Consider the following 24,585-nt stretch of genomic DNA (forward strand, 5'->3'; position numbering starts at 1 on the left):
TCAACCTGTTTTAACCCAATACTTTATGATCTCTTTTCTATCAAATTCTGTTCGAAACGGGTACCACTTATGGGGGCTGGCTTGTCTGCTGCTTCTCATGGGTCAGCTTGGCTATGCTCAAACCATTTCCGGCACGGTGAAAGATGCCACCAATGGTGACGTACTGGCCGGGACGACTGTTCAGGCAAAAGGCACCAATGTAGGCGCCACCAGCGATGCGCAGGGTAAATACCAGATCAGTCTGCCTGCCGGTGCCAAAACGCTTGTGTTCTCCTTTATCGGCTATCAACCATTGGAAGTTGCCATTGGAAATCGGAGCGTCGTTGACGTTCAGCTAACGGCTACTGACAATGCCTTGAGCGAAGTAGTGGTGGTTGGCTATGGGGTGCAGAACAAGCGTGATGTTACAACAGCCATTGGTTCGGTAAAGGCAAAAGATCTGGCCAATCAGCCCGTTGCCAGTTTCGATCAGGCACTGGCCGCTAAAATAGCGGGCGTACAGGTGACTCAAACCTCCGGGGCACCGGGCGCGGGTCTGTCGGTGCGGGTGCGTGGTACGGGTTCGATCAGCGCGGGGAACGATCCCCTGTACGTTATCGACGGAATCCCGCTTTCGCGCGATACCAAATATGCCACTGGAAGCACCAATACGCAGTTTCCCGACAACCCAATCAACGTAATGAGTACCATTAATACCGATGATATTGAAAGTATTGAGGTATTGAAAGACGCGTCAGCCGCGGCTATTTACGGGTCGAGGGGCTCCAACGGCGTTGTGCTGATTACGACCAAACGGGGCAAAGAAGGCAAAACCGTTGTGAGTCTGGACTCTTATGTGGGCGTTCAGAACGTATCGAAAAAGATCGACATGGTCAACGCCTACGAATACGCACAGCTTAGTTACGAAGCCAAAACCAACGCCTACATCGATCGGAATCCGACAGGCAAACCAACTGACTCGAACGACATACGGAATAAAGGTATAGGAGCACCCAGTACGCTTATTCAGCCCGAAATTGTGCCCTATTTATCCGGGCAGACAGGTTTGACAAACACAGACTGGCAGGACGCTATTTTCCGGTCTGCACCGATTCAGAACCACACACTGTCGGTTTCGGGCGGCAAAGACAATGTAAAATTCTACATCTCCGGCAATTTTCTTAACCAGCGCGGTGTAGTTATCAACTCGGGTTTTAAACGCTACGGTGCCCGGGCGAATGTAGAGGTGAAAAGCGGACGATTGACGGCAGGAATTAACCTCAATCCGACGTATTCATATCACGACCTGATTAAAGCGGAAGGACCGTACCTGGGCGAAGGCGTTGTGGGTTTAGCCTTACAGATGCCCCCTATTTTTCCGGTGTACAATGCCGATGGTTCCTACAACTGGCAGGCCAATGCCTGGGGATATGGCGCTACGTCGATACTAAATCCGGTAGCGATTGCCAATCAGGTAAGCGACAAAATGAGCCAGATCCGGCTGTTGGGCAATGCCTATGCGCAATACGAAATTATCAACGGCTTATCGTACCGGCTCAGCGTAGGCACCGACATTAACAGTTTCCAGCGCGATTATTACCGGCCATCGACCCTCGAAATCCGTGACAGAAAAGGGGCATCTGTACCAACGGGTTTCTCACGGGCGCAGAACTTTGTGGATTGGCTGGTTGAAAACACACTGAATTACAACAAGTCATTTGGCGAACACACGATATCGGCGCTGGCCGGTTTTTCGTCACAAAAAGACCGGCGGACGGCTACCGAATTAACGGCTACCAACTTCCCGAATGACCTTGTATACACGCTCAACGCAGGTCAGGTATCGTCTGGTGGTTCCGATATTCAGGAGTGGTCACTGATGTCGTATCTGGGTCGGGTGCAGTACGACTATGCTGGAAAATACCTGGTATCGGCCGCTATCCGGGCTGATGGTTCTTCCCGGTTTGGCCGCGATAACCGATGGGGCTATTTCCCGTCTGTTTCGGCTGGCTGGAATCTTTCGCAGGAGAACTTCCTGAAATCCGTTACGTGGTTAAGCGACTTAAAACTTCGGGCCAGCTACGGCCTGACCGGAAACTTCCAGATTCCCAACTACGGCTCGGTCAGTCTGCTCAACTACCAGAACTACATCCTCGGTCCCGAAACGATTGTGAGCGGTCTGGCACCAGCCAATTCGGCAAATGACAAATTACGCTGGGAAAAAACAGCCATGCTCGACGTAGGGTTTGATGTTACGTTTTTGCGGAACCGGCTGAATCTGACGTTCGATTATTACAACGCCAATACGTCAGATCTGCTGCTGAACGTACCGGTTCCGCGGGCCTCTGGCTTTAGTACCGAGTTGCAAAACATTGGAAAAGTTAACAATCAGGGCTTTGAGTTCACGTTGGGAACGCGTCAGACCTTTGGTCGCTTACGCTGGGAAGCCAGCGCCAACATTGCAACGAACCGGAACAAAGTATTGGCACTTGGGCCTTCCGGCGATCCGATTATCGTGGCGGGTGGCGTAGCGGGCGCCCAGTTTATCACCCAGATCGGGCACCCTATTGGCGAATATTATACCATGATTTACGACGGTGTGTTCAAGAATCAGGCTGAAATTGACGCGTACCCGCATACCACTACGACGCGACCCGGCGACTTCAAATTCATCGATAAGAACGGCGACGGAAAAATTGACTTCAGCAGCGACCGCGCCGTTACGGGCAGCTATTTTCCGAAGTATACGTTTGGCTTCACCAATAGTTTCGCTTACCGGGGTTTCGATCTGAGCTTTGCCATTCAGGGTGTTCAGGGCCATAAAATCCTGAACCTGATCCGGCGCTATATCTACAACATGGAAGGCAACGGCAACCTGTTTAAAGGGGCACTGGATCGCTGGCAGTCGCCTGATAATCCGGGCAATGGACTTGTCAATCGCGCCAACCGGCTGGCTTCCGGCTCGAACGGCGAAATTTCCACCTGGCATATCGAAAACGGCTCGTACGTACGTATCCGTACAATTACGCTGGGTTACGCGCTCCCAACAGCCGTATTGCAGCGGTTACGGTTGAGCCGCGCCCGTATCTACGCTACCGTGCAAAACCCGTTCACGTTTACCAAATACCTTGGCTTTAATCCTGAGGTCAACAGCCGTCCAGACAGTGCCCTATCGTCGGGCGAGGATTATGGTACGTATCCCCTGCCCCGCACAGCTTCCGTTGGTCTTAACCTTTCGTTTTAATCACCGTTATGAAAAAGCTAGTTCTATCAATCGCTATTCTCGTCGGCGCATCGGCTTGCCAGAAAAATTTTCTGGAACTGAAACCACAATCGCAGGCCAACGTCGATAATTTCTACAAAACAGCCAACGATTTCGGCAACGCCGTTAATGGCGCTTACGACGCCCTTCAGATGGCCAACCAGTACGGTGGCGATTACAATACGCTGGTAGAGACCAGAAGCGACAATGTACTCGACAATGACCCTTCATCGAGTGCAGGGCTACGTTACAACATTGACCGGTTCATCGAACCAACGACCAATACGGTTTTACGCGATACCTGGGGCAGTTTGTATACAGGCATTAATCGCTGCAACCTGATTCTGGATAAAATAGACGCCGTAACGATTGACGCCCCACTCAAAGCCCGTTATAAAGGCGAAGCGCAGTTTATCCGGGCCTTATCGTATTTCAACCTGGTGCGACTCTGGGGCAAAGTGCCGCTCGTGCTGACGGCTGGCACGACTACCGAAGCCCGCTCCTACAAACGGAATGAGGTGACCGAAATTTACGCAGCTATTGAAAAAGACCTGACCGATGCAGCCGCCGGGTTACCCGCCAGCTATACGGGTAACGACGTTGGACGCGCTACGTCGGGAGCAGCTAAGGGTTTGCTGGGTAAAGTATACGTTACCGCAAAGAAGTATGATCTGGCCGTTTCGACGCTGAAAGAGCTGGTTAACGGAACCACGTATCAACTGCTGCCCGACATCGCCAGTGTGTTTTCAGTCACGAATAAAAACAATGCCGAAATTCTGTTCGCGGTCAAGTTCAAAAAAGGTGGTACGCTTGGCGAAGGGCATGGTTTGTGGTACGGTACCAGCATCGGCGACAACATTGAGCCTTCATTGAGAGCCGCCTATCCTTCCGGCGACAAACGACTCCCGCTGACAGTTCAGGTGCCTGTTCCCAATAACATTCTGGCCGTTCCCAGAAAGTTTTACGATGACCTGTCTTCGACCAACGACGTAGGCAACGATTTCCCGGTATTACGTTTCGCTGATGTATTGTTGCTGTATGCCGAAGCGCTCAATGAGGTTGGTTATCAGGCCGATGGTGATGCGTTTAACGTACTCAACCGAATCAGGACCCGCGCGGGAGTAGCTACGTATACAAATACTCAACTGACCACAAAAGAAGCGTTCCGCTCGGCTGTGATCAACGAACGACGACTGGAACTGGCGCTTGAAAATGACCGCTGGTTCGATCTGGTACGTACGGGAACGGCTGTTGATGCCATCAAAGTAACGGGCATTACCATGCCTGCTTACCGGACGGTCTATCCAATTCCGCAATCAGAAATCGATGTTTATAACAGCAAAACCAATTTCCCGCAGAATGAAGGGTATTAATATTTTTTAGCAGGATAGATCGACATTCCGAAAGGGTTCACCTCTTCGGAATGTTCTGGATAAAGCGCAGGGTAACAGGTAAGTATAGCTTGCCTGTTACCCTCTTTTGTTACTAAACCGTTACGTTCATGAAAGATACTTCAGCCGCTTCAAATCGTCGGACATTCCTGAAACAGGCCGCAAGCTTGTCAGCTTTTTATATTGTTCCCCGTCACGTACTTGGGCGCGGTTTTCTGGCACCGTCTGATCAGATCACCGTCGGCTTTATCGGCCTCGGAAAGCAGGCAGGTGGTCTGCGCGGGCAGTTTTTGAAGAACGAAGCCCGGGTCATGGCTGTTTGCGATGTCGATCAGACGAAAGTGACGGCGTTCAGCGAAGCAGTTAACAAGCATTACGCAGAAAAAGCGGAGAAGGAGTCGTACAAAGGCTGTCAGTCGTACGACGACTATCGCCAGTTGCTCTCGAACAAAGATATTGATGCCGTAGTCATTGCCACCCCCGACCATTGGCATAGCCCCATTGCGATTGCAGCAGCCAAAGCCGGGAAAGATATTTACTGCGAAAAACCCCTCTCGCTCACCATTCAGGAAGGCCGGGATATGGTAAATGCCACCCGTAAGTACAAGCGCGTATTTCAAACGGGTAACATGCAGCGCTCCTGGCCAGAATTCAGGCAGGCGGTTGAATTGGTACGTAATGGCTACATCGGTCAGATCAAAACCATCAATGTCAACGTAGGTGGCCCACCGCGCGAATTCGATCTGGTTGCTGAACCCGTTCCCGCTGGCCTGAACTGGGATGCCTGGCTCGGCCCTAACACCATCGAACGCCCTTACAATAACGTACTCGATCCGGCATTAACGGCCACTTTCTGGGGCAAGTGGCGCGATATTCGTGATTTCGGTGGGGGCGGCATGACCGACTGGGGCGCTCACATGTTCGACATTGCCCAGTGGGGACTGGATATGGATAATTCCGGGCCCACAGAATTAATACCCGGCCAGGGTGGAAAGGGACTGGTGTACCGCTACGCCAATGGTGTTGAGATGCATCACACGCCTGTTGAGGGGTCTCAATATTGTCAGTTTATCGGTACTGAAGGCGAGGTTAAAGTGGCGCGAAGGCTGCTGACGACTACCCCGGCTACGCTGAAGGATAAAGTTATCGGCGAATCTGAAAAGCACGTTTATTTCAGCGACAACCACTACAAAGATTTTCTGGACGCCATCCGAAGCCGCAAGAATCCCATCTCCGACGTAGAAGTCGGGCATCGCACGGCTTCGGTCTGCACACTCGGCAATATCGCCTATCAACTTGGGCGCCCTCTCCACTGGAATCCTGTGAAAGAGAAGTTTGAAGGGGATGCCGAAGCGAACCGTCTGCTTAGTCGTCCGATGCGAACGAAGTGGACGGCTTAAAATTCTGTATCTTTGCGGGCTGTTAAGCTAAAGAAGCCCATGACATTACCGATGAACCATACCGATGAACTCGATACAATAGCCCATCGGTTGCTGGCAGAGGGGCGAAATCAGTCGGTATGGCTCTTTGAGGGCGATATGGGCGCGGGAAAAACCACGCTCATTAAAGCCCTTTGTCGGGCCCTGGGGGTTATCAGTACGGTGCAAAGTCCCACCTTTTCAATTGTTAATGAGTATACAACCCATGAAGGGCATTCCGTGTACCATTTCGATTGTTATCGACTTCGTAATGAGGTCGAAGCGCTGGACATTGGCATCGAAGAATATTTCGATTCAGGCAATTATTGTTTCATCGAATGGCCGGAACGGATTATATCCCTCTGGCCTGCTACGTATTATCAGGTTCATATACTGGTTGAACCAAATGGGCACCGGGTTGTTGAAACTGAATTGATTGGATAGTTTTCGGTAGTAGTTTATGGCTAACGGCTGGCTTCGCAAAATGGTTATTGATGCGGCATCCACACGTGAACCATAAACCGTAAACGCTTTACTTGTGACAGGATTCGAGCAGTTGGCCAAACAGACGGCCCTATATCCAAAGGAAGCACCGCTGGCGCTGAAAAGTGGGCAAAATAGCCTGCTTATCGGCTTACCAAAGGAAGTCTCTCTTCAGGAAAACCGCATTGCGCTTACCCCGGAAGCGGTGGCTATTCTGGTACGTAACGGGCACAATGTAATTGTTGAAAAAGGTGCCGGCGAAAAAGCCAAATTTCTCGATAACGAGTACAGTGAAGCCGGTGCTCAAATGGCACAATCGCCCAAAGAAGTGTATGAGGCCAACCTGATCCTGAAAGTTGAGCCACTGGTTGAAGCTGAGTTCGAACACGTCAAATCGGGCAGCACCGTCATTTCAGCGCTGAATCTACCCTCTCACGACCGCGCTTACTTCGAGAAAATCAATAGCAAAAACCTGACGATGTTCGGGTACGAATACATTGAGGATCAGTCGGGTGGCTTACCCATCATCCGGTCAATGAGCGAGATTGCGGGCAGTACGGTTATGCTCATTGCCGCCGAATATTTGAGTAATGCCGATAATGGCCGGGGAATCATTCTGGGAGGCATTACGGGCGTTCCTCCCACCAAAATCGTTATGCTCGGCGCGGGTACGGTCAATGAATACGCCATTCGTACAGCATTGGGTATGGGAGCCGACGTAAAAGTATTCGACAAGCATCTGTACAAACTCCAGCGGCTTAAATACGCCATTGGTCAACACATCTATACGTCTATTATCGATTCCGATACAATGGCGGAAGCCATTCAACGGGCTGATCTGGTGATTGGCGCATTGCGGGCCGAAGACGGCCCAAGCCCGATTGTGGTTACTGAGGAGATGGTTGGGCGGATGAAGCCCGATTCCGTGATTATCGATGTAGCGATTGATCAGGGCGGCAACTTCGAAACCTCACGCATGACAACTCATAAGCATCCGATTTACAGGCATATGGGCATCATTCATTACTGCGTTCCGAACATTGCCGCGCGCGTAGCCTACACGGCCAGTATGGCACTCAGCAATATTTTCCTGCCCTTCCTTCTCGAAACAGGCACCAACGGCGGCATCGAGCAGATGATGTATGCGAACCGTTGGTTTATGAAAGGTGTTTATACTCATAAGGGTACGCTAACCAATGCCTACATCGCCCGGAAGTTCAATATGCGCTTCAAAGATTTAGACCTTTTGCTGGCTGCCCGGTTTTAACTTAAGTCAGTAGTCGTCAGTTAGTGTAGTAGTTGATATACAATACTTTTCCTGCGTTAACTACTTACGACTAATGACTAATCGCTGTCTGCTAAATTTATGATCAACCATAGCAACGAAAATACGTTACTTGATGATGCCAATTCCTACGATGTGAATCAGGAATTGATGGGCGCCATTTCATCAGATTTCGTTAAAGTAGCCGACCAGCTCAAGGAAGCGTCGTACCAGATCAGAACGCGCGGCTTCTCTGATTACCCTATTTTTGTGGCTTCCCGTCGCGACATACCCGTAGGGCAGTTGCTGATTGGCGGCAATGAACTTGAAAACCAGTGGAACTACAAAGCATCGTTTCTCGATGAGTTTGTGCAGCGCGCATTGATCGGCCCGGAATCCATTGATTTGTGGAAAGAAAATTATAAAAAAGCCGACGAATACTGCTGTTTGTTTGTCGTTCACGGCGATTTTGCCGGATTCGTGTACATTCCATATCCAGAAGATTAAGTACTGTCAGATGGCCTTGCTCTGCCTGTCATAACCGGCATTGATTCAACCCCTATTCTGCATTTTCCCAAGGGCCAAATCTTCGCGGTTTGGCTCTTGTATTTTAACCAGTTTTATAATACTTTTTTGAGAAATAACCTTACCAATATGAGCCCTCAGAAAATCGGCTTTTCCCTGTTACTAATCCCTTGAATTCTCGTCAGGAATTTTAGTCGTAACGCTTATAAAAACCCATTGCAGGGCATCATTTGGCCGAAAACATTGGTTATGAACGGCTTTTTTTGTATATTAAGCCAATCTTATCGAGGGGCTAGGAAAAGACAATTATTTTTTGTATTTTTACAATCTATAAAGCGTATCTGTATTACGTCTTTTCCTAAGCTCGAAACAACAAATTTTTGACATTTTTCCATTCTGATATGACCAACGAATTGATTGAAGCAGATGCTCCCGTTGAAACGGCGCCAGCCAGTACCTATGGTGCCGATAACATCACCGTTTTAGAAGGTCTGGAGGCTGTCCGCAAACGGCCTGCCATGTATATCGGCGACGTTGGTATTCGGGGTCTGCACCACCTGATTTGGGAGGTCGTTGACAACTCCATTGACGAAGCGCTGGCAGGTTACTGCGATAAAATTACCGTAACGATTAATCCAGACAATTCGATTACTGTACAGGATAATGGCCGGGGTATTCCAACGGGCATTAACACCAAAATGGGTAAATCGGCGCTGGAGATTGCCATGACCATTCTGCACGCTGGTGGCAAGTTCGACAAAGACACTTATAAAGTTTCCGGCGGTTTGCATGGTGTAGGGGTTTCCTGCGTCAATGCGCTGTCAACTGATGTACGCGTAGAAGTTCACCGCGAAGGCAAAATCTTTGAGCAGGAATACAAAATTGGCGTTCCCCAGTACGATGTTCGCGTGATTGGCGACGCACCAGACACCGGAACAATAACCCATTTCAAACCCGACGGCAGCATCTTTACCGAAACGGTTTATAAGTACGATACCGTTGCCGGTCGTTTGCGCGAGCTGGCATTCCTCAACAAAGGCATTCATATCTTCCTGAAAGATATGCGTGAACTGGACGAAAATGGGGAGCCATTACGTCAGGATGATTTCTTTTCGGAAGGTGGGCTGGTCGAGTTCGTGCAATACCTCGACGAAACTCGCCCCTCACTAGATGGCATGAAACCCATTTATATGGAAAGCGAAAAGGGATCAACGCCCGTACAGGTCGCGCTGGTGTACAACTACGAAGCGGGTGAGAACGTACTGTCGTATGTGAACAACATTAACACACACGAAGGCGGTACACACGTACAGGGCTTCCGCTCGGCGCTGACTCGCGTTCTGAAAAATTACGCGGACAAAAACCCCGGTGTGCTGCCTAAAAATGCCGGGAAAGTGACCTTTAGTGGCGAAGATTTCCGTAAAGGACTGACTGCCGTAGTGTCAGTAAAAGTTCAGGAGCCTCAGTTTGAAGGTCAGACCAAAACCAAGCTGGGTAACCAGGACGTAGTGAGTGCCGTCAGTCAGGCAATGGCCGACATGCTCGAAACCTGGCTGGAAGAGAATCCAAAAACAGCCGCCGGTATTGTCAAAAAAGTATTGGTGTCAGCTCAGGCACGTATTGCCGCCGATCTGGCCTACAAGCGCATCATGACTGAGCGCAAGGACTTTATGGGAGGTATGGGACTGCCGGGCAAACTCGCCGACTGCTCCGATACTGATCCTGAAAAGTGTGAACTCTATCTGGTTGAGGGTGACTCCGCCGGTGGTACGGCCAAACAAGGTCGTAACCGGGCGTTTCAGGCTATTCTGCCATTACGGGGTAAGATCCTGAACGTAGAAAAAGCCATGGAGCACAAAATTTATGAAAATGAAGAGATCAAAAATATCTGGACAGCGCTGGGTATACGTCTTGAAAAGAAAGACGACGAAACGGTGATGAATCTGGATAAGCTTCGCTATCATAAAATTATCATCATGACGGATGCCGACGTAGATGGCAGCCACATCCGTACGCTGATTCTGACGCTGTTTTACCGCAACATGAAAGCGCTGATCGACAACGGCTATATCTACATCGCTCAACCGCCCCTTTATCTGGTTAAAAAAGGCAAAGAAGAGCGTTATTGCTGGACTGAAGTGCAGCGCGAAGCGGCCGTTAAGGAACTGGCAGGCGGAGGTCGGGAAGAAAATGTGGGCGTACAACGTTATAAAGGTCTGGGCGAGATGAACGCTGAACAGCTCTGGAGCACAACGATGAATCCGGATACCCGAAGCCTGAAAATTGTAACGGTTGAGTCGGCCGCCGACGCCGATCACGTCTTTTCAACCCTGATGGGCGATGAAGTTGCTCCTCGACGCGAATTTATTGAACGGAATGCTAAATATGCCCGAGTGGATGTTTAACCGAAAAATAACATAAGGCGGGCCGAAAAGCCCGCTTTTTTGTTGTACTTCAAAGCTTGAACCGAGTATGCGTTATTCCCTAAATCCCAATTTTACAAAACTAGGTAATCTGGTTTCCCGACTTACCCAACGTCAGCCCAATTCGCCCACCCCGACAATGGACAAAACGGCAAAAGTCAGCGAAAAAGTTAGCAGTGTTATTGACCAGAGCGATTACCTGAGCCGTGATTTAAGCTGGCTCAAATTCAACGAACGTGTGCTGGATCAGACCCGCCGTACCAGTCGAACGCTAATGGAACGGCTGAAATTTCTGGCAATTTCGGCCTCGAATCTCGATGAGTTTTTCATGATTCGGGTTGGGAGCCTGTATAATTACCTGGATTACCATAAGCAACGTATCGATTACTCAGGACTGCGCGAAGTACCCTTCCGGAAGGCATTATATACCAATGCACATCAGTTTTTTCAGGATCAGCAAACCGTTTTATCCGAGCAATTATTACCCCTGTTTCCCGAAAATGGCCTTCAGCTGGTAGGCTATGAGCAATTGACCGCTGACGAACAGATTGAGGCAACCAGTTATTTCGACCGGGCGATCTACCCTACCCTGACGCCCATGCTGTATGATTATACGCATACATTTCCGGTACTGCTGGCGCGGGTGCTTATTTTTGGGGTAGTTACCCAAAGTCCTGATGCCGTTGAGCAAAACCAGCGCCCGGAAGATGATGAAGATCGGCAACGCCTGTCTTTTGTGCAGGTTCCAGCCAATTTACCTCGTTTCCTATCCTTCGAGCGGGAAGATATGATCGTGTTTTTGCCTATTGAAGAGATTGTCCGGCAGAACCTGAAAAAACTTTACCGTAACGTTGAAATCCTGTCGCTGAACCTGTTCAGGATTATCCGAAATGGCGACTTTACGCTTGATGAAAACGATGATGATGAAGTCGATTTTATTGATGAAGTCAGGCAAAAAATCAAAAATCGCCGTCTTGGTCGGGTCACGCGGGTCGATATCGAAACCAATAGTAATGGCGAAGTAGCCTCCCCCTGGATGCTCAATTTGCTGAAAAAACGGTGGGAAATCGATGATTTAAACATCTTTGAATCAGACACCTTACTTGATTTCTCGGCCTTCTGGCAAATTATTGGTCATCCCGAGTTTAAGGACGATATGCCTTTGCCACACGTACCAGTTCCGCCACTAGGTATAGGCCGTGATAAAACCGATGACATTTTCGAGATTATCAAACAGCGCGACCTGTTGCTGCATCACCCATACAACAACTTTGAGCCCGTACTTCAGTTGCTTGAACAGTCAGCTGAAGATCCGAACGTACTGGCTATTAAAATCACGGTTTATCGGCTAGCCAAACGATCCCGCATTACCGAAGCGTTGTTGAAGGCCGCCGAAAACGGCAAACACGTATCGGTTTTATTTGAGGTAAAAGCCCGGTTCGACGAGGAAAACAACATCCGCGAAGCACAGCGTCTGCAAAAAGCGGGCTGCTTTGTCATTTACGGAATCAGCAAATTTAAAACGCACACAAAACTTTTGCTGGTTGTACGGAATGAGGGAAGTCGCGTGGTACGTTACGCGCACATGGCAACGGGCAATTACAACGAAGACACATCCAAACTCTACACCGATATTGGGCTGCTGACGACGAACGAAACCTATACACACGATATTTCTGAGTTTTTCAACGTAATTACCGGGCATTCCCTGCCGAACGAATACCAATACCTCATTACGGCTCCGCGCGATATGCGGGAGCAATTGCTCAAACTGATCCGGATAGAGGCAGATAATGCTCAACGCGGTTTGCCCAGCGGTATTTGTATAAAAGTAAATTCGCTGGAAGACAAGCTGGTCATTGATGAGTTGTATAAAGCTTCACAGGCGGGTGTTCCCATCCGGCTGGTTGTGAGGGGCATTTGTTGCCTCCGTCCTCATCGGGTTGGCTTAAGCGATAATATTACAGTCCGGTCCATTGTGGGTGATTTTCTGGAACATACCCGCATTTTTTACTTCCATAACAACGGTGACCCCAAAGTATACGGTGGTAGCGCCGACATTATGGTACGTAGCTTCGACCGACGTATCGAGTCACTGTTTTTCCTGGCCGATACGCGGGTCAAACAACAGGCCATTCTGATTCTAAGCTACAATCTGCGCGACAACGTAAACGCCTATGAACTGGAAGAAGACGGCAATTTCAAGAAGTGTGATGTACTGGAAGGCAGCGAAGCCTTCAATATGCATCAGCGCTTTTTTGACGCAACCGAAAAAGAAGCCATGGATGCCCGCCTGTTCGATGTAGAAATCAAAACAGCCGACGTAGCAAAACTCGAAGAGGAATATCAGGAAGGTGCCGAACGCGCTATCGCCAATATTTAGCAACTAACTTACAATTGTTGGCTGCTTATTCTTGCAGGAGGTTTTGAATCGGGGTAGGTGCATTTGCCGGATGAGTTCTTTCGATTTTTCCAGAACAATCCCAACATGAAGCTTGAGGATCGTTGGAAGATAGGTAGACCCTCAGTCCGACAGTTAATTTTCACTGGTAACCCCTACCCCATGTCGTATTGCCTCCTCAAGAACATAAATGTTTATATCGTTTAGCGTTTTGAACTTGATGCAATAGCCGCTCACGCTCGCCTTGCCAAGTTTTTCTCCATAGGTCTGAGCTAGGTAGTTCTTATCGTCAATACCAAGGATATAGACCGAGATTCCGGTTGAGTTCGCACTCAGACCGATTTGATAAAACTCTCTGGTTTTCCCATCAGCATAATTTCTGGTGTAGAATCCAAAGCCTACACTAGGGTTAGAAACTGTTTTATTTTCACTGTTTTTACCATCCAGAAACCATAATCTACAGGCTGGCATCACTTGCAGAATTAGGTGGTGCAACGCTCGCATGTCGCTACGTTTTGGTTCTGACTGGCTGTCAATGTATTTTTCGATTTGTTCTTCGATATTCATGTGAGCCATTTCATTATGGTCTGCTAATTTACCTTTCAAGGGTCGGTTTATTTTTAGTCAGACATTAATTCCAGCCTGGTATACCATCAAATTTTTGAGATCGTCGTCTTAGGTCGCCTGATAAAGCCTCACGCATAGAGTAGATCAGCGAATATTACCCTCCGATTTATTCTATTCTCGTTTGCTAACCGGTCTTTTTGTATCTTAGCCCACCTAACTGTAACTCTGATTTTACTTAATGGATCGCTTTACCGGCCTGATTGGTATTGTTTTAATTTTGGGTATTGCCTATGCCCTCTCCGATAATCGAAAATCGATCAACTACCGTACCGTCGGTGTTGGGCTTGCTCTTCAATTTGGATTAGCTGTTTTCGTATTAAAAACCGACGCGGGTCAACAGCTATTTCAGGGACTGGGTTATTACGTCGACCGACTCCTGCAAAAAGCCAATATTGGCGCTGAGTTTGTGTTTTCTTCCCTTGTCAGAACGGAAGTACTGCAAAAAGCTTTCGGGCCGGGAAACGACTTTATTTTCTTCTTCAAGGTTATTCCAACCATTATTTTCGTAGCTGTACTGGTTAATATTTTTTATCACCTGGGTATTATGCAGCGCATTGTAGCGGTAATGGCTCGTGCGATGAAATGGCTCATGGGTGTGAGCGGTGCTGAAGCGCTGTCAAACGTAGCCAGTACGTTCGTTGGCCAGGTCGAAGCCCAAATCATGATCAAGCCCTACTTAAACGGGATGACCAACTCGGAACTTCTGGCAAGTATGACCGGTTCGTTTGCCTGCATTGCGGGGGGCGTCTTGGCCGTATATATTTCCCTTGGCGTACCGGCTCCATATCTGCTGGCGGCCAGTATTATGGCTGCACCCGGCGCACTGGTAATCAGCAAAATTGTAATGCCCGAAACGCAGGTTTCAGAAACACAGGGAATTATAAAAGTAGAGATTAAGAAAACCCATGCTAACCTGCTCGATGCTATTGCTGCCGGTGCAAGCGAAGGGCTGAAAGTTGGTTTGAACGTAGTGGCCATGTTGATTGGCTTTATTGCACTGATTGCACTGATTGATAGCCTATTGTTTCGGCTGGGTTTCTACGTGTTTGGAATGGGAAATCTCAGTCTTAATTTCCTGCTGGGCAAAGTATTTTCCATCTTCGCCTGGGCTATGGGTGTACCGGGTAAAGATATTGAGGCTGCCGGGTCACTGATGGGCACCAAAATGGTTGTAAACGAATTTGTCGCCTACCTGGATTTGGTTAAAATAAAGCCTTCACTCGATCAAAAAACAATCGCCATTGTTAGTTTTGCTCTCTGCGGTTTTGCCAACTTTAGCTCCATTGCCATTCAGGTGGGGGGCATCGGCGAATTAGCTCCTAAGCGACGTAGTGATTTAGCCAAGCTGGGCTTTAAGGCGCTGATCTGCGGTACACTCGCCAGTTATATGTCGGCCACATTGGCAGGTTTGCTTTTATAGAATTAACCTCCGTAGCTAGTCTGGCGGATGAAAAAGACCAATCTACTTTCAAAAAGAGGTTGGTCTTTTTTAGATGGATTTCAAGTTCAAGGTAATGATTCATTCATCTATACGTACTCTAGTTGGGCAGGGACATGGTTTGGTATTAATCCATACGATATGATGAATAAATTCAATGGATTTATATCGGACTATGATGCTCTAGAAGAAGACCCTCCACGGCCGCATATTAATGTTAAAATATCGAACAGATGCCAAGCAGAAGCCCTTCGCCAATTGATTAATGATGCAGTTATTGCACAAGCTGAATACAACGCTGCTATGAATCAGTGTCTGATTGACGCTGTCTTTGGAACAGCAGCACTTGAAATAGCACAGCAAGGAGGCTTTTTTAAGATGATTCTTCAGCAGATGAAAAATTATGGTGGTAAAGGAATAACTGGGTATAGAGCAGCCATGTGGACATTGGGCTTTGGATCAATTGCTGCTGCTTGGTGTGTTAATAACAACTACGAGGTTCTTCAGGCAAAATACTCTCAGTTTGAAAGCGATTTCAATTCTGTCTATAACCAGCCATGTGACAATTAATCGAATATACCCCACTGATAAAGTGGGGTATATCCTTACACATATGAACGAAAATCGAAAAATTCCGACGGTCCTTAGTTGCATAGGGTTACTTGTACTAATAACAGTCTTTCAAAAGGAAATCTTCGCGTTCCTGATTAGTGCTGTCTCTCCCAAAGTGAAAGAGTACAAGATGACGATTGGCTTGTTCTTAATGTGGATTGCTTTGTTTCCCTTGGTATATATCAGGTATCTGCCGAAAGTGATATGGCTCTCTTTTATCATCTTTCTAATCATTGCGTTGGTACATGACCTACGGTAAATTAACATGAGTATGAGTGTACATTTTTGGATTAAAAAGATAGTAAATAACGTGAATTATGGTTGGTAAAGCTTTTCTGTATGATGCTAACAGGCATTCTATGTATATCAATTAGCCGTCAAACTACAACTGTGGGCTTATAATACTACTCCTCGTAATCAATACGTACTGCCAATCAAATAGGCAACAGTACATTACATCGTGAAACGGTCTCAATTAAGAATAATATGCTGTTTAGTCATGGCACTCACTGCTTGCCTGACAGTTATGTCCATGTCTAATGAACAGTCTTCCGCCAAAAGTTCTTACTCGTTTATTCGGAAAAGGAGTTCACAACTTCAAGCTCAAATTACAGGCGAATTCATTGACAAAGAGACAAAAGAACGTTTGAAAATCGCAATCGTTGAAATTAATGGGCAACAGATAAAACCTGATACGAACGGCCATTACATTCTGAACGTAAAGCCTGACAGTTATGTCGTTACTGGCCTCTGCTATCCGTATCATAGAGCTACAACCAAACGATTTAAAGTTAAAGCAGGTGATATTATCATAATAAACTTCCAACTAGTTATGGATAAAATGCCTACAGCTAACTGACCCGTTCTCCTAATTTGGCATAATTTGTCATACCTATGGAATTCATGGACGACAGTGAGTTGCGTAAGCGCCTAGATATCCAGTTAGACAAGATGGAAAGTGCTCACCAGTAGTTTGCACGCCGTTTTCTAAGCGAATAGTGGTGAGATGCAGTACGCATATAAAGAAGAGCAGAGCACAGATGCTTGTAAAGAATTAGCACAAAAAAAACGCCATCATTTGTTGGAACTACTTGTATCTGGCCAAACAGGGGGGTCAAAACGCCGGAACCAAGCCGCAACCTGTTGGTGGAAATGATTGGTCACTCGTCGCCGGTGAATTGGCAGCATGTGAATTTACAAGGCAGGTTTGCTATTATAGAATTAATCTCCACAGCTAGTCGATCTAGCGGATAAAAAAGGCCAATCTACTTTTAAAAAGAGATTGGCCTTTTTTATTGATTACTATTTTTTCTTTAGATCGTTCAATCCTACCTTCGATTTCTGCGTTTTTATAAAAACCCTTCACGCAATCATGATCTCGACCAAACTCATTCCCCGCACCAAAGAAGCCCAGGAGCCTCCGCTACTCATTAAGAGTCTGTTAGAACAATCGCTCAAGTATGAGCCTCAGCGTGAGATTGTTTACCGCGACTTATTTCGGATGAACTACGTTACGTTTAACCAGCGTGTGCGGCAATTAGCTAACGTATTGACCAGTCATGGCGTTTTGCCGGGCGACACAGTTGCCGTTCTCGACTGGGATAGCCATCGTTATCTCGAATGTTTTTTTTGTATTCCATGCTTGGGGGCGATTCTACACACCGTTAATGTACGTTTATCACCCGCCCAGATTCTCTTCACGATGAATCACGCCGAAGATAAAGTGGTGCTGATTCACGAAGATTTTCTGCCGGTCCTGAATGCGATCAAAGATCAGCTTACAACCGTTCAGAAATACATAGTTTTTAGCGATAAAGTTTATTCCGCAAATGCTCTTACCGAGATACCAGCCGGCTTTTCGGGCGAATACGAAGCCCTGTTACGGGATGCATCGCCCGAATACGATTTCCCGGATTTTGACGAGAATACGTGGGCGACAACTTTCTACACGACCGGCACCACCGGCAATCCTAAAGGCGTTTATTTTTCCCATCGACAATTATTTATGCATACGATGGGGCTTCTAGCCTACATTATCGGGTACGAAGCTATGGCGTTTAAAGGGTCGACGGACGTGTATATGCCGATTACGCCCCTGTTTCACGTACATGCCTGGGGATTTCCGTTTCTGGCAACCCTGATGTCAGCCAAACAGGTTTATCCGGGTCGGTATGAACCGGAGGTTCTGCTTAAACTCCTGATCAAGGAGGGCGTTACGTTGTCACACTGTGTTCCTACTATCCTGAACATGCTTGTCAGTAATCCAGCGGCACAGAAATACCCGGAAAACCTTGGCAAATGGAAAGTCCTGATTGGTGGCTCTGCACTCACAAAAGGTCTGGCTAAAGCGGCAATGGACCTGGGTATTACGGTGATGGCTGGGTATGGGATGTCAGAAACAGCCCCCGTGATGGCTGTCGGGTATTTGAACGAACAGGAGAAGCAACTTCCTATGAACGAACAGTTCGAACTACGTACACGAGCAGGTCGGATCTCGCCGTTTGTGGAAATGCGATTGATGGACGATGATGGCCAGTTCGTTCCTCACGATGGCCATTCGCTCGGCGAGATAGTAGCGCGTGGGCCGTGGCTTACCCAGGGCTACTACAACGATCCTGAACGCGGGGCTGCTCTCTGGAAAGGTGGCTGGCTGCATACAGGTGACGTCGCCAGCATTACACCCGATAACTGGGTTATCATTGCCGACCGGACGAAAGATGTTATCAAGACTGGTGGAGAATGGGTTTCATCACTGGATATGGAAGATGCCCTGTCGCAGATAGAAGGCGTAGCGGAATCGGCTGTAGTGGGCCTGCCCGACGACCGCTGGGGGGAACGCCCACACGCACTTATTGTGCAAAAACCCGGTTACAATTTAACGCCCGAAGGAATCAAAACCTGTTTACAGGCAAAAGTCGAACGGGGTGATCTGCATAAATGGTACGTACCTGATCGGATTGTGTTTGTTCCCGAAATACCTAAAACAAGCGTCGGTAAAATTGACAAAAAGCGAATTCGAACGGAGATGAAGGAATTGATTCTTGCCTAATGATACGTATCGGTTTAGTATCTGACACCCACAGCTACCTCGATCCCCAAATTTTCACGCACTTCGAAGCCTGCGATGAAATCTGGCATGCAGGGGATGTGGGGGACTTAACAGTGGCTGAGCAGTTACGAAACTTTCGCCCATTACGTATCGTATGCGGCAATATTGACCGTGAAGCTTCAGATTTGCCCCTTAATCAGCGATTCACCCTTGAAGGACTTACCATCTGGATGACTCATATTGGCGGCTCTCCCCCAAAATATAATCCTGTAGTACGTCCGCAATTAATGGCAAGTCCACCAGATATTTTTGTGTGTGGTCATTCGCACATTCTCAAGGTTACGCGCGATACCACTATGCATAATCTGCTGTTCATTAATCCAGGCGCAGCCGGAAAAACAGGTTTTCATTCCATGCGGACAATCGTTCGTTTTTCACTCGATGCAGGCCGAATTCTGGATATGCAGGTTATTGAACTAGGCAAAAAGTAGGCATAAAAAAGGGAGATTCCTATGCAGGAATCTCCCTTTTTAATTAATCAAGTGCATTTAGAGCGGTAAGGATTCAGGCTCGGTTTCAGCAGGTTTAGCCTCTTTACCGATTTCTTCCTTAATCTCTTCAGCAACCCCTTTATTCTTATAGGCCTGGTAAACCGTTTCACGCTCGAACGGACGTTTGCCAATCAGTCGCACTAAATCGTTCTGATACAGAATTTCTTTTTCAAGCAGTTCTTTGGCGATGATCTCCAGTGCTTCACGCTTATCGGTTAAGAGCCCTTTTGTACGCTTGTAAGCTATCTCAACAATTTTCCGGACTTCTTCGTCGATATGCTTGGCCGTTTCTTCCGAATAAGGCTTATTGAATGCATAATCCGATTGCTTCGAATCATAGAACGATACGTTCCCGATTTTGTCGTTCATACCGTACATGGTCACCATACTATAGGCTAGTTTGGTGATACGTTCCAGGTCGCTCAAAGCACCCGTCGAAACTTTTCCGAAAATCAGATCTTCAGCAGCCCGTCCGCCTAACGCCATGCACATTTCATCCATGAGTTGCTCTGTGCGGTATAGATACTGCTCACGAGGCAAGTATTGAGCGTAACCCAACGCTGCCACACCACGAGGTACTATCGTCACTTTAACGAGCGGATCGGCATGTTCGAGGAACCAGCCAGCTACAGCGTGACCAGCTTCATGATACGCTACAATCTCTTTCTCTTCCGGCGAAATGATTTTGTTTTTCTTTTCCAGACCACCAATCACACGATCCATGGCATCCTGGAAGTCTTTCATATCGACGGCTTCCTTATCGCTACGGGCCGCAATCAGGGCAGCTTCATTACAAACGTTGGCAATTTCAGCACCGGCAAAACCTGGTGTCTGGGCAGCCAGCTCTTTCGGATCAACATCCGGAGCCAGTTTGATTGGCTTCAGGTGAACCCGGAAGATAGCCTCACGACCGATAATATCAGGCTTGTCGATACTGATCTGACGGTCGAAACGACCTGGGCGCTGTAAAGCGGAGTCCAGTACGTCAGGACGGTTGGTAGCTGCCAGAATGATAATTCCAGAATCGGTAGCAAAACCGTCCATTTCAACCAGCAATGAGTTCAGCGTGTTCTCACGCTCATCATTGGCACCTGGCATCGATCCCCGGCCACGTGAGCGGCCAACAGCATCGATCTCATCGATAAAAATGATACAGGGTGCTTTTTCCTTAGCCTGCTTAAACAGATCACGCACACGAGCGGCACCTACCCCGACGAACATTTCAACGAAATCGGAACCGGAAAGCGAGAAGAACGGTACACCTGCTTCGCCAGCAACCGCTTTAGCCAGCAAGGTTTTACCTGTACCCGGAGGGCCAATCAGCAAGGCTCCTTTCGGAATCTTTGCGCCCAGCTTCGTAAACTTGGTTGGGTTTTTCAGGTAATCAACGATTTCCTTAATTTCCTCCTTCGCTTCGTCCAGACCAGCTACGTCGTTGAACGTAATTTTCACTTTGTTATCGGCGTCGAACAGCGCAGCTTTCGATTTTCCGATATTGAAAATCTGGCCGCCTGGTCCTCCAGCGCCCGATACGCGGCCCAGTAGGAAGTACATAGCCAAAATCATGACGATCAGGAAACCCCACGTACTGATGATACTACCAAAATCGCTACGCTGCTCAAAGCGGTATTCAACTTTTTCATTGGCGGGCACATCTTTTTCCATAGCGTCGAGATCCTTCTTGAAGGTCTCACCTGACGCAATCTGAATTTGAAAATGCGGGCCATGACTACTCCCGAAATAAGGTTTGTCGGCGAATAAGCTGCGGTATTTAGGGCTTTGTGCGGCTTGTTGCGTAAGTGTTATCTCAGCCACTTTGTCATTAACAACAACCGCTTCGGCCACTTCATGTTCTTTCACCATCTGCTCAAACCGCTTCTGCGAGATCTCGCGGGTGGCTGAACTTCTGTTAAAGAACGTAATGCCAAGAATGGCGGCAATCAACAACGCAACAATCCAGCCCTGAAAATTAGGCTTACGCGGACCACCACGGGGTACTAACGGATTTCTATTATTATTTTCTGCCATTTCCTCAGGTTGTACAAAACGGATTCCAACAGGTAACACCGTTTCGCAGATGAATGTTTCTACAGCGAAACGGTTAGGACAAACGGTCTATCTATCCCATAAGCGGCCCAATTACAGGACCTTTCACCATACGCTCAACAAAGATAATCAGTTCTTTCTCAGGATACTGTTACCAGGGCATTGTCTTCGATCACATGAATCTCCGCATCACCCCATAGTTGCTCAAGGTCATAAAACGCCCGACGGTCCTTTTTGAAGACGTGAGCGACCACATCAACGTAATCAAGCAAAATCCATTCCCGATTCAATTTCCCTTCTTTATGCCAGGGATCTTGCTTACTCGCTTTATAGACTTCTTCTTCTATCGACGTTGAGATGGCATCAATCTGTGTATCGGAGTTACCTGAACAAATAACAAAGTAATCACAGATAGCGTTTTTAACGTTGCGCAAATCCATTACAACAATGTCCTGCGCTTTTTTTTCCTGCATACCCCGCACAACAAAGTCGCGGAACTGCTCGGCGGTAAATTCTTGGTTTTTGTTAATTCTCATGCTTTCGGTTTAACATTGCACGATAAGCTGATCAGCGGGTACTTTGTCTAACAGACTGAAAATGTCTTCGGCACCATTCATTAGCTCTACTTCTACTAAACTATACAATCTTTTGTACAAAATCTATCCCAAAACACTTTTTCTAGGGCAAAAAATCCAATATCTGCCAAGCTGTCAGTCTACTAACGACGAAGCAGCCGCTTTGATTGCGCAAAATGACCCAGCCGAAGGAACACTCGTTGTGACGGATAATCAAACCGCCGGACGCGGGCAGCGTGGTAATCAATGGGAAGCAAAAGCCGGGCAAAATCTAACCGTTTCGCTTATCCTGAAGCCGTCTTTTTTATCGGCCAATGAGCAGTTCTGGTTAAATATCGCTATTTCGCTCGGCATTTACGACCTGCTTCACCCACTCGTTGGCGATGCCTTACGCATCAAATGGCCAAATGACATCTACGTTTACAACCGGAAGCTAGGCGGCATATTAATTGAGAATACCCTGCACGGTTACGGACTTGCCTGGTCTATCATCGGTATGGGCCTGAATGTCAATCAGACAGAATTTAGTTATCCAACGGCAACGTCCTTACAGCAGGAAACGCCTTTGCCTAATACGTATGATGTACCGGGTTTACTGAGTCGGTTGTGCGAAACCCTCGAACAGCGGTATCTACAGCTTCGCTCCGGTCAGCGAGACCAGTTAAAAATTAATTACCTGCAGATCCTGTATCGGTATCAGGAAGAACAATTGTTTGACAGTGAAGGTCGCTATTTTCGGGGAATAATTATCGGCGTCGACGAGACGGGGCGTCTGGCTATCGCCGTAGATGGCCAGGTGCGGTATTTCGGCTTTAAAGAGGTAAGCTTTGTTATTTAGCAATTGCTTCCTCAACCGGATTGCCAATGCAGCCGTTCGGCTCAAGTAATTTAAGCAATGCCGTAATGGTTGGTGCAATGTCATGAATGTGAGTCCGACGTAGCGTTTGCCCCGGACGAACGCCCCATCCATACACCAGAAAGGGAACATGCGTATCATAAGGGTAAACGGTACCATGCGTTGTGCCCTTGTTACGTCCCTCAATCCAGCCGGGTGCCTGCATTACGTAAAAGTCACCGCTCCGATTGGGATGATACACGTTCTTCAGCAAGTTAGCCTGCAATTCGGGTAGGGCTTCGGCGCCCAGATTGTGCAGATTAATAACATTCACGACTGCTTTCTGCTTCAGTAAAGCGGTTCGCAATAGTTCGTAAACCTCCTGCATCGGAATCTTCTTTTCGGTAAGCAGAGCCCGGTTCAGATAAACCTGCTGATTAAAATAGGAGAGCATCCACTGACCAGGTCCATACGCCTTTTCAAGTGTGCTCTTCACCGTTTCACCGATTTCGCCATAGCCACGCACACCGGCAGGAATCCGGTATTGCTCCAGAAAGCCAGGCGCATCAACTGCTCCGTGATCGGCCGACAGAAAAGCCAGCCATTGACCCTTGCCAACCGTAGCATCCAACTGATTAAAAATGTCGGCCAGCTGTCGGTCGAGCCGAATGTAATTATCTTCGGTTTCGATGGCATGCGTACCAAATGCGTGCCCGATGTAATCAGGTGACGAAAAACTCAGGCAAAGCATGTCCGTTACGTCATGCTGCCCCAGTTGTTCGCCTTTGATGGCCGCCAGAGCAAACTCTTTCGTAATCTGATCGCCATACGGGCTGGTGCGTAACGGTTCATATTTGAGCCCACCCGCCTGAATGGTAAACCCGTGTGGGAAGATCGATTTCGATTCACCCGCCAGAACCGTTTCATAAGGTTCATCGTCAACCGTACTTTCGGTGTATTGATTCATGGCTAAGGTTGGCTCCCACGTCTTTGTAATGAACTGTTCGGGTAATTTTCGGGCATTGAAAGCCTGTACCCACTGCGGAAGGTCTTTCTGGTAAAACGTACTGCTGATAAAATTTCCGTCTTTGGAGTCGAACCAGTAAGCAGCATTGGCCGCATGACCGGCGGGCAGAATAGCACCCCGATCTTTCAGAGCAATGCCTATTACTTTAGAACGTCCATCGGTGGCCAGTTTGAGCTGATCGCCGATGGTTGTAACGAGCAAATTGCGGGGCGACATTTTTCCGGCTGTGCCAGTGTTACCTACCGTGCTCACTGTAGTATCCTCGGCACAATACATCAACCGGCCGATGTTTCGTTCGTAAAAATCATTTCCAACAATCCCGTTCAACGCTGGAGCTGATCCGGTGTAGATTGCTGCGTGACCTGGGCCTGTGTACGTAGCCGCATAATGATAGTGATTGTTACGTGCGTTGAAACCCTCATCCATCATCCGACGAAACCCGCCTGTACCAAACCTGTTGTAGTACCGGTACAAATAATCGTACCGCATTTGATCGACAACAATACCAACAACGAGTTTTGGACGAGTCAGTACTGACGTAGCTTTGGGAGTGTTAGTCGTTTTCCTGGGCTGAGCAAAGGCAGTTATCGTCAATAAAAACAGGAGCAGGCTGATAGAATATAGACGCATGAAACCGGTATAGTATAATGATCGGGTCTTACAAAAGTACAAACAAATT

At 47.8% G+C, this 24,585-nt stretch carries 18 protein-coding genes; 14 read left to right on the forward strand and 4 right to left on the reverse strand.

The window, feature by feature from the left end; all coding sequences use genetic code 11:
- Nucleotides 1–25 precede the first annotated feature (25 nt).
- The 8 genes from LN737_RS29810 to ppk1 all read left to right on the forward strand — a co-directional run bounded on the left by LN737_RS29810 (nucleotide 26) and on the right by ppk1 (nucleotide 13,128).
- A complete protein-coding gene (locus LN737_RS29810; RefSeq protein WP_405514730.1) occupies nucleotides 26–3,223 on the forward strand; it encodes a TonB-dependent receptor in 3,198 nt (1,065 codons plus the stop codon).
- Nucleotides 3,224–3,231: 8 nt separating this feature from the next.
- A complete protein-coding gene (locus LN737_RS29815) occupies nucleotides 3,232–4,614 on the forward strand; it encodes a RagB/SusD family nutrient uptake outer membrane protein (RefSeq protein ID WP_405514732.1) in 1,383 nt (460 codons plus the stop codon).
- Nucleotides 4,615–4,742: 128 nt separating this feature from the next.
- Nucleotides 4,743–6,032: a Gfo/Idh/MocA family protein gene (locus LN737_RS29820; RefSeq protein ID WP_405514734.1), complete on the forward strand. Its 1,290-nt coding sequence runs from the start codon at nucleotides 4,743–4,745 to the stop codon at nucleotides 6,030–6,032.
- 39 nt (nucleotides 6,033–6,071) lie between these two features.
- Nucleotides 6,072–6,494, forward strand: a complete 423-nt coding sequence (tsaE, locus tag LN737_RS29825) for a tRNA (adenosine(37)-N6)-threonylcarbamoyltransferase complex ATPase subunit type 1 TsaE (protein ID WP_405514736.1) — start codon at nucleotides 6,072–6,074, stop codon at nucleotides 6,492–6,494.
- 94 nt (nucleotides 6,495–6,588) lie between these two features.
- Entirely contained in the window at nucleotides 6,589–7,800 is a 1,212-nt protein-coding gene (locus tag LN737_RS29830; RefSeq protein ID WP_405514738.1) for an alanine dehydrogenase, read from the forward strand.
- A 99-nt stretch (nucleotides 7,801–7,899) separates the two neighbouring features.
- Nucleotides 7,900–8,304, forward strand: a complete 405-nt coding sequence (locus tag LN737_RS29835; RefSeq protein WP_405514739.1) for a hypothetical protein — start codon at nucleotides 7,900–7,902, stop codon at nucleotides 8,302–8,304.
- 419 nt (nucleotides 8,305–8,723) lie between these two features.
- Nucleotides 8,724–10,727 carry a DNA topoisomerase (ATP-hydrolyzing) subunit B gene (gene gyrB / locus LN737_RS29840; protein WP_405514741.1) on the forward strand — a complete coding sequence of 668 codons (2,004 nt, stop codon included), beginning with the start codon at nucleotides 8,724–8,726 and terminating at the stop codon, nucleotides 10,725–10,727.
- Between the two features lie 67 nt (nucleotides 10,728–10,794).
- Nucleotides 10,795–13,128 (forward strand): polyphosphate kinase 1, encoded by a 2,334-nt coding sequence (ppk1, locus tag LN737_RS29845; RefSeq protein WP_405514742.1) that lies wholly within the window; start codon nucleotides 10,795–10,797, stop codon nucleotides 13,126–13,128.
- Between the two features lie 153 nt (nucleotides 13,129–13,281).
- Here ppk1 and LN737_RS29850 read toward each other — a convergent pair whose 3' ends face one another.
- Complete coding sequence (locus tag LN737_RS29850) at nucleotides 13,282–13,752, reverse strand: DUF1801 domain-containing protein (RefSeq protein WP_405514744.1); 471 nt, start codon at nucleotides 13,750–13,752, stop codon at nucleotides 13,282–13,284.
- Nucleotides 13,753–13,951: 199 nt separating this feature from the next.
- On the opposite strand from LN737_RS29850, the gene LN737_RS29855 reads away from it, so the two are divergent.
- From LN737_RS29855 to LN737_RS29875, 5 genes are all read left to right on the forward strand, one after another.
- A complete protein-coding gene (locus tag LN737_RS29855) occupies nucleotides 13,952–15,193 on the forward strand; it encodes a NupC/NupG family nucleoside CNT transporter (protein WP_405514746.1) in 1,242 nt (413 codons plus the stop codon).
- Between the two features lie 27 nt (nucleotides 15,194–15,220).
- Nucleotides 15,221–15,781: a hypothetical protein gene (locus tag LN737_RS29860; RefSeq protein ID WP_405514748.1), complete on the forward strand. Its 561-nt coding sequence runs from the start codon at nucleotides 15,221–15,223 to the stop codon at nucleotides 15,779–15,781.
- A 541-nt stretch (nucleotides 15,782–16,322) separates the two neighbouring features.
- Entirely contained in the window at nucleotides 16,323–16,682 is a 360-nt protein-coding gene (locus LN737_RS29865; protein ID WP_405514750.1) for a hypothetical protein, read from the forward strand.
- Between the two features lie 513 nt (nucleotides 16,683–17,195).
- Complete coding sequence (locus LN737_RS29870) at nucleotides 17,196–18,872, forward strand: fatty acid--CoA ligase (protein WP_405514752.1); 1,677 nt, start codon at nucleotides 17,196–17,198, stop codon at nucleotides 18,870–18,872.
- Complete coding sequence (locus tag LN737_RS29875) at nucleotides 18,872–19,363, forward strand: metallophosphoesterase (RefSeq protein WP_405514754.1); 492 nt, start codon at nucleotides 18,872–18,874, stop codon at nucleotides 19,361–19,363. The genes LN737_RS29870 and LN737_RS29875 overlap by 1 nt, the downstream gene beginning before the upstream one ends.
- Nucleotides 19,364–19,420: 57 nt before the next feature.
- Here the strand turns inward: LN737_RS29875 and ftsH are convergent, their stop codons facing one another.
- Both ftsH and rsfS read right to left on the reverse strand, forming a co-directional pair.
- The gene (ftsH, locus tag LN737_RS29880) at nucleotides 19,421–21,451 is read right to left on the reverse strand and encodes an ATP-dependent zinc metalloprotease FtsH (RefSeq protein ID WP_405514756.1); all 2,031 of its coding nucleotides are present in this window, start codon (nucleotides 21,449–21,451) and stop codon (nucleotides 19,421–19,423) included.
- Between the two features lie 158 nt (nucleotides 21,452–21,609).
- A complete protein-coding gene (rsfS, locus tag LN737_RS29885) occupies nucleotides 21,610–22,005 on the reverse strand; it encodes a ribosome silencing factor (protein WP_405514759.1) in 396 nt (131 codons plus the stop codon).
- Between the two features lie 112 nt (nucleotides 22,006–22,117).
- On the opposite strand from rsfS, the gene LN737_RS29890 reads away from it, so the two are divergent.
- Nucleotides 22,118–22,882 carry a biotin--[acetyl-CoA-carboxylase] ligase gene (locus LN737_RS29890; protein ID WP_405514761.1) on the forward strand — a complete coding sequence of 255 codons (765 nt, stop codon included), beginning with the start codon at nucleotides 22,118–22,120 and terminating at the stop codon, nucleotides 22,880–22,882.
- Here LN737_RS29890 and pafA read toward each other — a convergent pair.
- A complete protein-coding gene (gene pafA, locus LN737_RS29895; protein ID WP_405514763.1) occupies nucleotides 22,875–24,536 on the reverse strand; it encodes an alkaline phosphatase PafA in 1,662 nt (553 codons plus the stop codon). The two genes, LN737_RS29890 and pafA, sit on opposite strands and share 8 nt — an antisense overlap.
- Nucleotides 24,537–24,585: the final 49 nt, after the last annotated feature.

It is taken from the genome of Spirosoma sp. KNUC1025, from assembly GCF_045160025.1.
In the GTDB taxonomy this organism is placed as follows: domain Bacteria; phylum Bacteroidota; class Bacteroidia; order Cytophagales; family Spirosomataceae; genus Spirosoma.

What these genes read in the sequence shown, in the direction of transcription:
- LN737_RS29810 (WP_405514730.1), top strand. Translation starts at nt 26, where the DNA reads ATGATCTCTTTTCTATCAAATTCTGTTCGAAACGGGTACCACTTATGG.
- LN737_RS29815 (WP_405514732.1), top strand. Translation starts at nt 3,232, where the DNA reads ATGAAAAAGCTAGTTCTATCAATCGCTATTCTCGTCGGCGCATCGGCT.
- LN737_RS29820 (WP_405514734.1), top strand. Translation starts at nt 4,743, where the DNA reads ATGAAAGATACTTCAGCCGCTTCAAATCGTCGGACATTCCTGAAACAG.
- tsaE (WP_405514736.1), top strand. Translation starts at nt 6,072, where the DNA reads ATGACATTACCGATGAACCATACCGATGAACTCGATACAATAGCCCAT.
- LN737_RS29835 (WP_405514739.1), top strand. Translation starts at nt 7,900, where the DNA reads ATGATCAACCATAGCAACGAAAATACGTTACTTGATGATGCCAATTCC.
- gyrB (WP_405514741.1), top strand. Translation starts at nt 8,724, where the DNA reads ATGACCAACGAATTGATTGAAGCAGATGCTCCCGTTGAAACGGCGCCA.
- ppk1 (WP_405514742.1), top strand. Translation starts at nt 10,795, where the DNA reads ATGCGTTATTCCCTAAATCCCAATTTTACAAAACTAGGTAATCTGGTT.
- LN737_RS29855 (WP_405514746.1), top strand. Translation starts at nt 13,952, where the DNA reads ATGGATCGCTTTACCGGCCTGATTGGTATTGTTTTAATTTTGGGTATT.
- LN737_RS29860 (WP_405514748.1), top strand. Translation starts at nt 15,221, where the DNA reads ATGAAAAAGACCAATCTACTTTCAAAAAGAGGTTGGTCTTTTTTAGAT.
- LN737_RS29865 (WP_405514750.1), top strand. Translation starts at nt 16,323, where the DNA reads ATGGCACTCACTGCTTGCCTGACAGTTATGTCCATGTCTAATGAACAG.
- LN737_RS29870 (WP_405514752.1), top strand. Translation starts at nt 17,196, where the DNA reads ATGATCTCGACCAAACTCATTCCCCGCACCAAAGAAGCCCAGGAGCCT.
- LN737_RS29875 (WP_405514754.1), top strand. Translation starts at nt 18,872, where the DNA reads ATGATACGTATCGGTTTAGTATCTGACACCCACAGCTACCTCGATCCC.
- ftsH (WP_405514756.1), bottom strand. Translation starts at nt 21,451, where the DNA reads ATGGCAGAAAATAATAATAGAAATCCGTTAGTACCCCGTGGTGGTCCG.
- rsfS (WP_405514759.1), bottom strand. Translation starts at nt 22,005, where the DNA reads ATGAGAATTAACAAAAACCAAGAATTTACCGCCGAGCAGTTCCGCGAC.
- pafA (WP_405514763.1), bottom strand. Translation starts at nt 24,536, where the DNA reads ATGCGTCTATATTCTATCAGCCTGCTCCTGTTTTTATTGACGATAACT.